Source organism: Nocardioides sp. Z50_6, from assembly GCF_058215755.1.
This window is the reverse complement of record NZ_JBZAJB010000003.1, coordinates 67,534-79,670: the sequence shown is the minus strand read 5'-3', so window position 1 is coordinate 79,670 and position 12,137 is coordinate 67,534. Positions and strand designations below refer to the sequence as shown.

The window sequence follows — 12,137 nt, the reverse complement described above, 5'->3', positions numbered from 1 at the left end:
TCTCACACATCCTTCAGGTCGTCGGGCCCGAACGCATCGGGCAGTACCTGGTCCATCCGGCGGATGCCGGAGACCGTCCACAGCAGCAGGTCGCGACCGCCGTGCTCGAAGAGCAGCTGGCGGCACCGCCCACAGGGCATGATCACCGCGCCGGTCCCGTCCACGCAGACGAAGTGGGTCAGCACCCCGCCCCCGGTGGCGTGCAGCTGGGAGACCAGCCCGCACTCGGCGCAGAGCGTCACGCCGTAGGCGGCGTTCTCCACGTTGCAGCCGACCAGCACCCGGGCGCTCCCGTCGGGCCCCTCGGCCCGGGCGGCCGCGCCGACCCGGTACCTGCTGTAGGGCGCGTAGGCACGGCCGGCGACCTCCGACGCCGCCCGCGCCAGCTCCTCCCAGTCGTCCTGGGTCCACTCCCGCGACTCGAGCGCCACGTCAGCTCTTCACGTAGGGCTCGCCGTCGGCGGCCGGCGGGCGGACCCGCCCGACGAAGCCGGCCACCGCGATCACCGTGGCCAGGTAGGGAGAGGCCCGCAGCAGCTCGCCCGGGATCTTGTCCAGGAAGGCGAGCTGGGCCTGCAGGGTCCACATGAAGCCGAAGAACAGCGCCGCGAGCGAGGCGAAGACGGGGTGCCACCGGCCCATGATCACCGCGGCGAGGGCGATGAAGCCGTTGCCGGCCGAGGCGCCGTTGTCGAAGGAGCCGGTGGAGCCCACGGTGAAGTAGGCGCCGCCCAGACCGGCGAGGGCGCCGCCCAGCAGCACGGCCTGCCAGCGGACCCGGTTGACCTTGATGCCGACCGTGTCCGCCGCCTTGGGGTGCTCCCCGACGCTGCGCACCCGCAGCCCCCAGCGGGTCTGGAAGAGCAGCCAGCTGACCAGGACGACCGAGAAGTACATCAGGTAGACCAGCAGCGACTGGTTGAACAGCGTCGGCCCCAGGACGGGGATCTCACTGAGCACCGGAACCTCGATCCGCGGCAGGATCAGCGGCTCGTTGAGGTACTGCTTGATCTCCGGGTCGCTGGGGATCTGGCTGAGCAGGAAGCTGGACAGGCCGGTGGCCAGAGCGATCAGCACCACCCCGAGGACGACCTGGTTGACCAGGTAGCGCATCGCGAAGACACCGAGCAGGGCCGCCATCCCGACGCCCGCGAGGACGGCGCCGACCAGGCCCATCTCCGCGCTGTAGGCCAGCGACGAGGCGACCGCCGCGAAGAAGGCGCCCATCAGGAACTGGCCCTCGATGGCGATGTTGATGACACCCGCGCGCTCGCACAGCACCCCGGCCAGGGCACCGAGGACCAGCGGCGTCGCCAGCCGGATGGTGCCCGGCAGCGGGTTGGTCATCACGATGGAGCCGGCGCTGGTCTGGTCGGAGTAGACCCACACCAGGAAGCCGCCGAAGAAGGCGGCACCGACGGCGAGGTGCACCACGATCCCGACCCAGTTCCGGGGCACCCGGTTGACGGCGGCGAGCACCACCGCGACCGCGGCGAGGACGACGGCCGGCCACAGGATGAAGAGCCCGTTGGCCTCCACCGGCGGGTGCTCCTTGCGGTTGACCCGGTCCTCGAGGGTGAACCAGACGGTGGCGTCCTTGGTGGTCAGCGCGAACGCCACCAGGGCGGCCAGGACCAGGGCGTAGACGACCACCAGCTTGATCTGGCGTCGGACGTCGGCACGGTCACGCACCTCGACGGTGCCGGTGCTGCTCACTGCGGTCGCGGTGCTCATCCGCCCCATCCCTTCGCCTGCACGGTGGACCCGGACGCCGTGGTCCTCATTCGGGTCATGCCGCGGACCAGCGCAGGTGCCGCGACGAACAACACGATCAGGGCCTGGAGCACCTGCGCGAGCTCCTTGGGCGTGCCGGCCGAGGCCTGCATCGCCACGCCACCCACGCTCAGGGCGCCGAAGAGCAGGCCCGCGAGCACGGTGCCCAGCGGGGTGGCCCGGCCCAGCAGCGCGACGGTGATCGCGTCGAAGCCGATGGCGCCGGCCAGGGTCGGGCTCAGCGAGGACTGATCGCCGAGCACCTGCATGGTCGCCGCCAGGCCGGAGAGCGCCCCGGCCATCAGCATCGCGACGGTGAAGACCTTCGCCACGTTCATGCCGGCGGTGCGCGAGGCGTCGGGGTTGGCGCCGACGGCGCGCAGCTCGAAGCCGAGCGTGCTCCGCTCCAGCACCCACCAGACGGCCAGCGCGGCCAGGAAGGCCAGGAGCACGCCGAGGTGCACGTCGCGCAGCGCCCCGAAGGCCGCCGAGTCGGCCACCGGTGGCGACTGGGTGTTGTCGCTGCCCGGCCGCTGGAAGGCGTCCTTGCTGAGGGCGTAGAGCAGGATCGAGGCCGCCAGGTAGTTGAACATGATGGTGGTGATGACCTCGTGGGCGCCGGTGCGGGCCTTGAGGAAGCCGACCAGCGCGCCGTAGAGCCCACCCGCGGCGACGCCGGCGAGGAGGGCCACCAGCATGTGCAGCACCGGCGGCAGGTCCCAGGTGAAGCCGACGTAGCCGGCGGCCAGGAAGCCGAAGACCATCTGGCCGGTCGCGCCGATGTTGAAGAGCCCGGCGCGGAAGGCCAGCGAGACGCCGAGGCCGGCACAGATCAGCGGGGCCGACCGCTCCAGCGTGGTCCCGAGCCGGCCGGGGCTGCCGACCGAGCCCTTCACCAGCGCGGAGTAGGAAGACCAGATGGCGTCCCAGGAGGCGCTGAGGAAGTCGGCTGGGTAGGTGAAGAGGTAGGGCAGCGCCTCGATCGCGTCCTGGTCGCTGAGCACCACCAGCAGCGCGCCGATGACGAGCGCCACCACGATGGCCACCGCCGTCTCCATCAGGGTCGGCAGCCAGCTCACCGGCTTGCGCAGGTCGGCGCGGGTGGGCTGCGTCTCCTCCGGCTTGGGGTCCGTCCCCGTGACGGGGGTCTGCGCGCTCATGCCTTCACCTCGGTGCTCTCCGTGCCGGCCCCTGCCATCAGCAGGCCGATCTCCTCGCGGGGCGTGTCGGGACCGACGACGCCGACCACCCGCCCGTCGTACATCACTGCGATCCGGTCCGAGAGGGCGTAGATCTCGTCGAGCTCGGTCGAGACGATCACCACCGCGGTGCCGAGGTCGCGCTCGGCGATGATCCGTTTGTGGATGAACTCGATCGAGCCGACGTCGACGCCGCGGGTGGGCTGGGCGGCGACGAGCACCTTCAGCGGCCGGGAGAACTCCCGGGCCACCACCACCTTCTGCTGGTTGCCGCCTGACAGCGAGCTGACCGGGGTCTCGGCGTTCTCGGTGCGGATGTCGAACTCCTCGATCCGCGCGTCGGCGTTCTTCGCCATGGCGTCCAGCCGCAGGGCGGGGCCGCGGGAGAACTCCTCGCTTCGGTAGAGGTCGAGGACCAGGTTCTCCCGGACGCTGAAGTCGCCCACGTAGCCGTCGTGGGAGCGGTCCTCGGGGATGTAGCCGATGCCGGCGTCCAGGCTCTCGCGGGGACCGTGCCGGGTGATGTCCTCGCCGTCGAGCCGGATGGTGCCGGCGTCGGGACGGATCAGGCCGAGCAGCGACTTGACCAGCTCGGTCTGCCCGTTGCCCTGCACGCCCGCGATGCCCAGCACCTCACCGCCCCGGGCGGCGAGGGAGACGTCCTTGAGCACCTGGTGGCCACGCGGGTCCACGACGGTGAGGTTCTCGACCGCGAGGACCTCGGCCCCGGTGTGGGGCGGCTCCTTGTCGACCACGAGCTTGACCGCACGGCCGACCATCATCTCGGCCAGCTCGGTCTCCGAGGCGGTGGGCGGGGCGGTGCCGACGACCTTGCCGCGACGGATCACGCTGATCCGGTCACCGACGGCCTTGACCTCGCGCAGCTTGTGGGTGATGAAGACGATCGAGGTGCCCTGCTCCTTGAGCGCACGCATGATGGTCATCAGCTCGTCGATCTCCTGCGGCGTCAGCACCGCGGTGGGCTCGTCGAGGATCAGCACCTTGGCGTCGTGGGAGAGCGCCTTGATGATCTCGACCCGCTGCTGCACGCCGACGGGGAGGTCCTCGATCAGGGCGTCGGGATCGACCGCCAGGTTGTAGCGCTCCGAGAGCTCGCGCACCGTCTGCGCCGCCTTGGCCCGGTTGAGGACGCCGAGGCCGCGGGTGTGCTCCCGGCCCAGCATCAGGTTCTCGGCGACGGTGAAGACCGGCACCAGCATGAAGTGCTGGTGGACCATGCCGATGCCCGCGTCGATGGCGTCACGCGGCGAGGCGAAGGTGACCGGCTCGCCGTCGACGAGGATCTGCCCCTCCGTCGGGTCCAACAGCCCGTAGAGCATGTTCATGAGCGTCGACTTGCCTGCACCGTTCTCGCCCAGCAGGCAATGGATCTCGCCGGGCTCGATGGTCAGGTCGATGTGGTCGTTGGCCGTGAAGGCGCCGAACCGCTTGGTCAGCCCCTGGATCTCGAGCCTCACTGGAATCCTCTCGACGTCGATGTCGGACGCCTCGTCCGCGACCCGGCCCCGGGCGGGCGTCGGATCGACCCTGGAACACCGACGCCGGAGTGGGGAGCGTGCCCCCCACCCCGGCGCCGGGAATTGCTTTCAGACCCTCGGGGTCACTTGACCTCGAGCTCGCCGGAGACGATCTGCTCCTGCAGCTCGGCGATCTTGTCGGCCACCTCGGGGTCGACGTCGTCGGAGAGGTCGGCCAGCGAGACGCCGCCGTTCTCCAGGGTGCCGACGTAGACCTCGTTGTTGAACTCGTCGTTGAGCGAGGCCTCGATGGCCGCCTCGACGGCGACGTCCATGCCCTTGACCACGGAGGTCAGCAGCACGTCGCAGTACTCCGAGGCCGAGACGCAGCCGTCGGTGTCGACCCAGATCGCGTGGACGTCGGCGTCCTTGGCGGCCTGGAGCGCGCCCAGACCGGCCGGACCGGCAACCGGGAAGACGATGTCCGCGCCCTGGCCGATCATCTGCTCGGCGATCGCCTGGCCCTTGGTCTTGTCCTCGAAGTCATCGGTGAAGGAGCCGGACTTGCCGTCCCAGCCGAGGAGCTTGACGTCGGCGTCCTCGTCCTCGTTGTACTTCTCGATGCCCTGGCGGAAGCCCTCCATGAAGATGGTCACGGTCGGGATGTTCATGCCGCCGAGGGTGCCGACGGTGCCGGTCTCGGAGGTCGCCGCGGCGAGGTAGCCGGCGAGGAAGGAGTTCTCGTTGGCGTTGAAGGTCAGGCCCTTGACGTTCTTGGGGGCCTTCTCGTAGGCGAAGTCGACGATCGAGAAGTCGACGTCCTTGTTCTTCTTCGCGGCCGCCAGCGTGGCGTCGCCGAGGAGGAAGCCCACGGTGGTGATGGAGTCGCAGCCCTCGGAGACGAGCGCGGCGATGTTGTCGCCGTACTCGCTGTCGGACTGGGACTCGACCTCGCCGGTCTGGACGCCCAGGTTGGTGGCGGCGTCCTCCATGCCGTCGTGGGAGGTCTGGTTGAAGGACTTGTCGTCGAAGCCACCCGAGTCGGAGACCATGCAGGCCTTGAAGTCGACCTGCTCGGCGGGCGCCGAGCTCGCCGTGGCGGCGGGGGTGCTGGTGTCGTCCGCCTCATCGTTGGAACGCTCGCCACATGCGGCGAGGGTGAGAGCAGCGATACTGACCACTGCGGCGATACGGGCCGTCTTCTTCACGGCGCCTCCTGATCTTTGTTCCTGGCGCTCGGGGCGCATTTCGGCATCACAGTAATACCGGCGAGGAGCGGGCGAGGCGCCGCACCCCCCTTCGTTACCGGAGGGTGACCTAGCGGGCTCAGACCCGGCCCCGGGGCCGGTCCAGGGCGACCACCGCCGCCTCGGCCAGCACCCGGGCCGCGATCGCCACGGCACCCTCGTCGACCCTCAGGTTGCCCTGGTGCAGGTCGTACGTCGGGCCGCCGGGGGTCCGGGTGCCCAGCCGCCCCATCGCGCCGGGGACCCGGTCCAGGTACCACCCGAAGTCCTCCCCGCCGAGGCTCTGGCTGGTCGGCACGTGCCCGTGGCCGCCGAGCACGGACTCGACCGCCGAGGCGAGCACCGCGGTCGGCTCGGCACCGTTGACCACCGGCGGCACGCCGCGCTGGTAGGAGACCTCGGCGGTCACGCCGTAGGGGGCCACGATCTGGCTCACCAGGGTCCGGACCAGGTGCTCGGCCTCCGCCCACGCGACCGCGTCGAGCATCCGCACCGTGCCGGCCAGCTCGCCCGTGCCCGGGATCACGTTGTGGGCGGAGCCGGCGTGGACGCTCCCCCAGACCACGCTGGCCCCCGCCCGCGGGTCCAGCCGGCGCGACAGGATCGCGGGCAGCTCGGTGAGCAGCTTGCCGAGGGCGAAGGTGAGGTCCTCGGTCAGGTGCGGCCGGGAGGTGTGCCCGCCCTTGCCGGAGAGCCGGACGTTCAAGGCGTCCGCGGCCCCGGTCAGGGGGCCCACCCGGAGCCCGACCCGGCCGACGTCGAGGCTGGGGTCGCAGTGCAGGCCGAAGATCTGGTCGACGTCGTCGAGCGCCCCGGCGTCGATCAGGTGCAGTGCGCCGCCGGGCATGACCTCCTCGGCGGGCTGGAAGATCAGCCGCACCCGGCCCGCCAGGAGTCCTCGGGCGTGCACCTCCTCCAACGCCAGCGCGGCGCCGACCAGGCCGGCGATGTGCACGTCGTGACCGCACGCGTGGGCCACCCCCGGCACGGTGCTGACCCAGGGGTCCTTGATCCGGTCCTCGACCGGGAGGGCGTCCAGGTCGGCGCGCAGCGCCACCCGGGGGCCGCTGCTCCCGAGCTCGGCGATCACCCCTCCCCCGGCGATCCGCCGGGCCTGCCACGCCGTCGGGTCGAGCAGGTCGACGACCACGTCGCTGGTCCGGCTCTCGGCCCAGGACAGCTCGGGGTGGGCGTGCAGGTCGCGCCGGAGCTCGATCAGGTGGTCGGCGTACTTCGTCACCACCTCGGTCACGACGGCGGCGGCGACCGGGGCGGAGGCGCGGGAGGTGCGTTCGCTCATATTGCCTCCAGAGTAGTAGCCGGGTCGCTCAGCGTTCGTCGTAGGCGGCGAGAACACGGTCGGCCGCCTCCGGGGCGGCCATCCGACCGGCCAGCACCTCGGCCCGGACCTCCTCGCGCACCGCGTCGACCGCCGGCGAGCGCCGCAGCCGGTGCTCGAGCTCCTCGAGCACCAGGGCCCAGGTGAACTCCAGCTGCTGGCCGGCGCGCTTCGCGGCCAGGCCCTCGGCGGCGAGGTGCTCGCGGTGGGAGAGCACCCGGGCCCAGACGTCGGCGACGCCGGTCCCGGTGAGTCCGGAGCAGGTCACCACGGGTGGCGCCCACTCGTGGTGGCCCCGGACCAGGCGCAGCGCCCCGGCCAGCTCGCGGGCCGCCACCCGGGCCTCGCCCTCGCGGTCCTCGTCGGCCTTGTTGACCGCGACCACGTCGGCGATCTCCAAGATGCCCTTCTTGATCCCCTGGAGCTGGTCCCCGGTGCGGGCGATGGTGAGGAAGAGGAAGGTGTCGACCATCCGCGAGACGGTGATCTCGGACTGGCCGACCCCGACCGTCTCCACCAGCACGACGTCGTGGCCGGCGGCCTCGAGCACCGTCATCGCCTGGCTCGTCGCCCGGGCCACGCCCCCCAGGGTCCCGGCGGACGGCGAGGGCCGGATGTAGGCCCGCGGGTCCACGGCCAGCCTGGCCATCCGGGTCTTGTCGCCCAGCACCGACCCGCCGGTCCGCACCGAGGAGGGGTCCACCGCCAGCACCCCGACTCGGCGTCCCTCGCCGGTGAGGTGGGTGCCCAGCGCCTCGATGAAGGTGGACTTGCCGACCCCGGGGACGCCGGAGATACCCACCCGCACCGCAGGCGAGCCGACGCCCGCGACCGGGGTCAGCTCGGCGAGCAGCTCGCGGGCAGCGGCGCGGTGGTCCGCCCGGGACGACTCCACCAACGTGATGGCACGCGAGACGGCCGCGCGGCGTCCCTCACGGACGCCGGCGACCAGCTCGGCCACGTCGACCGGCGGGGCCGGGCTCACTGCTCGCGGAGCCTGGCCAGCAGGCCGAGCGCGCTCTCGGCGAGGACGGTGCCGGGGAGGAAGACCTCGGCGGCACCCATCTCCTTGAGCGTCGCCACGTCGTCGGGCGGGATGACCCCGCCGATGACGACCATGACGTCGGGGCGCCCCAGCTCCGCGAGCGCCTTCTTCAGCGCGGGCAGCAGCGTGAGGTGTCCGGCCGCGAGCGAGGAGACCCCGACGATGTGCACGTCGGCGTCGACCGCCTGCTGGGCCACCTCCTCCGGGGTGGAGAACAGGGGGCCCACGTCGACGTCGAAGCCGAGGTCGGCGAAGGCGGTGACCACCACCTTCTGGCCCCGGTCGTGGCCGTCCTGGCCCATCTTGGCCACCAGGATGCGGGGACGGCGTCCCTCCTCCTCCTCGAACTCCGCGGTGGCGGCGAGCACCTCCTCGACCCGCGAGTCCTGTCCGCTCTTCGCCTCGTCCCGGTACACGCCGCTGATCGTACGGATCACCGCCTGGTGCCGGCCGTAGACCTTCTCCAGCGCGTCCGAGATCTCCCCGACGGTGGCCTTGGCCCGGGCGGCGTCGACCGCGAGGGCGAGCAGGTTGCCCTCCAGGCTGCCGCCGCCCCCTCCCGTCGACTCAGTGCCGCGCTCGGCGGAGGCGGTCAGCGCGTCGAGGGTCCGGCGGACCTCGTCGTCGTCCCGCTCCGCGCGCAGCCGCTCCAGCTTGGCGATCTGCTGGCGGTAGACCTCGTCGTTGTCGACCCGGAGCACGTCCAGCGGGTCCTCGTCGGCGAGGCGGAAGGTGTTGACGCCGATGACCTTCTGGGCCCCGGAGTCGATCCGCGCCTGGGTGCGCGCCGCCGCCTCCTCGATGCGCATCTTGGGGATCCCCTGCTCGATCGCCTTGGCCATGCCGCCGGCGGCCTCGGCCTCCACGATGTGCGCCCACGCGCGCTCCGCGAGGTCGTGGGTCAGCTTCTCCACGTAGTAGGAGCCGCCCCACGGGTCGATGATCTCGGTGGTGCGCGACTCCTGCTGGAGCAGCAGCTGGGTGTTGCGGGCGATCCGGGCGGAGAAGTCCGTGGGCAGCGCGATCGCCTCGTCGAGGGCGTTGGTGTGCAGCGACTGGGTGTGCCCCTGGGTCGCGGCCATCGCCTCGATCGCGGTGCGCTGGACGTTGTTGAAGACGTCCTGGGCGGTCAGCGACCAGCCGCTGGTCTGGCTGTGGGTGCGCAGCGAGAGCGACTTGGGGTTCTTCGGGTCGAACTGGCGCACCAGCCTGGCCCACAGCGCGCGGGCGGCGCGCATCTTGGCGACCTCCATGAAGAAGTTCATCCCGATCGCCCAGAAGAACGAGAGCCGCGGCGCGAAGTGGTCGATGTCGAGCCCCGCGTCGAGGCCGGCCCGGATGTACTCCACCCCGTCGGCCAGCGTGTAGGCCAGCTCCAGGTCGGCGGTCGCCCCGGCCTCCTGCATGTGGTAGCCGGAGATGGAGATCGAGTTGAACCGCGGCATCCGCTGGGAGGTGAAGGCGAAGATGTCGCTGATGATCCGCATGCTCGGCAGCGGCGGGTAGATGTAGGTGTTGCGGACCATGAACTCCTTGAGGATGTCGTTCTGGATGGTCCCCGTGAGCTGCTCCGGCTTCACCCCCTGCTCCTCGGCCGCCACGATGTAGAGCGCCAGGACCGGCAGCACCGCGCCGTTCATCGTCATCGACACCGACATCTTGTCCAGCGGGATGCCGTCGAAGAGCGTGCGCGTGTCGTAGATGGAGTCGATCGCCACGCCCGCCATGCCCACGTCCCCGCGCACCCGCGGGTGGTCGGAGTCGTAGCCGCGGTGGGTCGCCAGGTCGAAGGCGACGCTGAGCCCCTTCTGGCCGGCCGCCAGGTTGCGGCGGTAGAAGGCGTTGGACTCCTCGGCGGTGGAGAAGCCGGCGTACTGGCGCACCGTCCACGGCTGGGTGGTGTACATGGTCGGGTAGGGACCGCGCAGGAACGGGCTCAGGCCGGGCCAGGTGTCCAGCGCGTCGAGCCCCTCGAGGTGCTCGGGGCCGTAGACGGGCAGCACCTGGACGCCCTCGGGGCTGAGCCAGCCGTCCCCGTCGGTGCGCGGGGTCTCGGCCCGCTCGCCGGTGGCGGCCAGGTCGACCTCGGCGAAGTTGCTCGGAATGGTCATGCCAGTGCCTCCCGGATCCGGGACAGGAACGACAGCGCGTCCACGCCCATGGCGGCGGAGTCGTCCACCGTGTCCTCGGTGATGTTGATCTTCTCGCCGGGCTTGCCGGCCAGCACGACGTAGGACGCGCCCGCGGCGCGCAACGCGGCCACCGCGTCGGCACCCCACTCCGCGTACGCCCGGTCGGTGCCGGCCAGGCAGACCACCGGCTGGCCGGAGTAGGCGGCGAGCAGCGACTCGACGCCGTCGGTCGGTCCCGCCACCTCCACGGCGACGCCGCCGGCGGCGAGCAGGTTGGTGGCGAACGTCGCCCGTGCGGTGTGCGCCGCGATCGGGCCCATCGTCGCCAGGAAGACCGGACGTTGCGCCGGCTCGTCGCGCAGCCCCTCGAAGAGGCTGCCGTAGGGGCGCACGCCCCGGTCCGGCGCGGGTTCCCGCGTGGGCAGCACCTCGGCCAGGTTCGGGAACTCCGACAGGCCGGTGATCGGCCAGGAGCGGTCGGCGACCTGCGCCTGCCGTTGCGCCGAGGTCGCGACCACGCGCTCGACGAGGGCCTCGCGGGCCTCGAAGGAGGCGGCCCCGCCCGCCGACTCGATCCGGCCGAGCTCGGCCCAGCCGGCGACGGCCAGGTCGTCGGTCAGCTTCTCCACCGCGTAGGAGCCGCCCGCCGGGTCCGCGACCACGGCCAGGTGCGACTCCTCGATCAGCAGCGAGGAGGTGTTCCTCGCGATCCGCCGGCCGAACGCGTCGGGACGCCCGAGCCGCTCGTCGAAGGGCAGCACGGTGACGACGTCCGCGCCACCCACGCCCGCGGCGAAGGCCGCGACGGTGGTCCGGAGCATGTTCACCCACGGGTCGAACCGCGTCATCATCGGACGGCTGGTCACCGCGTGCTGGACCTGCGGCACGTCACCGGCGCCGGAGGCCTCCAGGACCCTGGCCCACAGCCGGCGGGCGGCGCGCAGCTTGGCGATCGTCGGGAACTGCTCGTCGGTGGCCGCGTAGCGGAACTCGATGACCCGGGCCGCCTCCTCGACCGGCATCCCGGCCTCGGTCAGGACGCGCAGGTAGTGGACGCCGACCGCCATCGTCCAGCCGAGCTCCTGGACGTCGCCGGCTCCCTTGTCGTGGAGCGCGGTGCCGTCGACGACGAGACCCAGGATCCCCAGCTGCCAGGCCCGGCGGGCCAGCGCGGCCAGGTGCTCGATCGGCTCCACGCCCTCCTCGGACTCCCCGGCGCCGAACAGGTCGAGCGTCTGCGGGTCGAAGGAGAGGTTGGCGCCGGCCGCGACGGGTCCGTCCCAGGCCTCCAGCAGGTCCGCCAGGGCGGCGGCCTGCGCCGGCGTGGGCCGGTCCAGGGCCACCGGGGCGAGGTCGAGCAGCACGCCGGCCAGGGCGGCCTCGAGGTCCACCTCGGCGTCGCCGAGGGTCAGCAGCAGCGAGGTGGCGCCGTTCTCCAGGTCGACCAGGGCGGCCTCGTTGAGCGCCGAGGCGTCGTCGCCGACCAACGGCGTGCGGACGTCCCAGGCGCCGGCGCGGGCCGGCCGGCCCGAGGTGGTCAGGCCCTCGAGGGAGGCGGGGCTGCCGATGGGGTCGACGACGATGCCGTCCAGCGTGGTGCGCGCGAGCTTCTGCCAGACCAGGTCGTCCGGCTCGTCGTCGCGCATCCGGCCGGTCTTGCGGAGCACGGCCGCGGTGGCGCGCTCCCAGTCCGCGGCGGTGGCGGCGTCGGCCTCGGAGGAGAGCGCGAGTCGCTCGTGGGGTGAGGTCATGCTGGGCAGGATAGGCCGGACCCCTCCTCGCGCCGTGCGCCTGGTCGCATGTCAGGACCCCGGGTGCCCCGCTCCCGGGAGCCGGGCGGGGGTGACCCGTCAGTAACCGGACGCATCTCACACCGTGACCCGGAGCCGGTGGTCCGCAGCGCCTGGGAGGCGCGGTAGTTTGT

9 protein-coding genes are annotated in these 12,137 nt (G+C 72.0%); all 9 read right to left on the bottom strand.

Annotated features, from left to right (window positions below; all coding sequences use genetic code 11):
• Positions 1-2: 2 nt before the first annotated feature.
• The 9 genes from AC4BGE_RS09395 to AC4BGE_RS09355 all read right to left on the bottom strand — a co-directional run bounded on the left by AC4BGE_RS09395 (position 3) and on the right by AC4BGE_RS09355 (position 11,964).
• A complete protein-coding gene (locus AC4BGE_RS09395) occupies positions 3-431 on the bottom strand; it encodes a cytidine deaminase (RefSeq protein ID WP_490575110.1) in 429 nt (142 codons plus the stop codon).
• 1 nt (position 432) lies between these two features.
• A complete protein-coding gene (locus tag AC4BGE_RS09390; RefSeq protein WP_490569314.1) occupies positions 433-1,734 on the bottom strand; it encodes an ABC transporter permease in 1,302 nt (433 codons plus the stop codon).
• The gene (locus tag AC4BGE_RS09385) at positions 1,731-2,933 is read right to left on the bottom strand and encodes an ABC transporter permease (protein ID WP_490569315.1); all 1,203 of its coding nucleotides are present in this window, start codon (positions 2,931-2,933) and stop codon (positions 1,731-1,733) included. The genes AC4BGE_RS09390 and AC4BGE_RS09385 overlap by 4 nt, the downstream gene beginning before the upstream one ends.
• On the bottom strand, positions 2,930-4,471 hold the full coding sequence (locus tag AC4BGE_RS09380; protein ID WP_490569620.1) for an ABC transporter ATP-binding protein: 1,542 nt from the start codon (positions 4,469-4,471) through the stop codon (positions 2,930-2,932). Before AC4BGE_RS09380 ends, AC4BGE_RS09385 begins: the two co-directional genes overlap by 4 nt.
• A gap of 122 nt (positions 4,472-4,593) precedes the next feature.
• Positions 4,594-5,658, bottom strand: a complete 1,065-nt coding sequence (locus tag AC4BGE_RS09375; protein WP_490569316.1) for a BMP family lipoprotein — start codon at positions 5,656-5,658, stop codon at positions 4,594-4,596.
• A 118-nt stretch (positions 5,659-5,776) separates the two neighbouring features.
• A complete protein-coding gene (locus AC4BGE_RS09370) occupies positions 5,777-6,997 on the bottom strand; it encodes an amidohydrolase (RefSeq protein ID WP_490569317.1) in 1,221 nt (406 codons plus the stop codon).
• Between the two features lie 28 nt (positions 6,998-7,025).
• Positions 7,026-8,021 (bottom strand): methylmalonyl Co-A mutase-associated GTPase MeaB, encoded by a 996-nt coding sequence (meaB, locus tag AC4BGE_RS09365; protein ID WP_490569318.1) that lies wholly within the window; start codon positions 8,019-8,021, stop codon positions 7,026-7,028.
• The gene (scpA, locus tag AC4BGE_RS09360; RefSeq protein ID WP_490575109.1) at positions 8,018-10,192 is read right to left on the bottom strand and encodes a methylmalonyl-CoA mutase; all 2,175 of its coding nucleotides are present in this window, start codon (positions 10,190-10,192) and stop codon (positions 8,018-8,020) included. The genes meaB and scpA overlap by 4 nt, the downstream gene beginning before the upstream one ends.
• On the bottom strand, positions 10,189-11,964 hold the full coding sequence (locus AC4BGE_RS09355; protein ID WP_490575108.1) for a methylmalonyl-CoA mutase family protein: 1,776 nt from the start codon (positions 11,962-11,964) through the stop codon (positions 10,189-10,191). Before AC4BGE_RS09355 ends, scpA begins: the two co-directional genes overlap by 4 nt.
• Between the last annotated feature and the right edge of the window lie 173 nt (positions 11,965-12,137).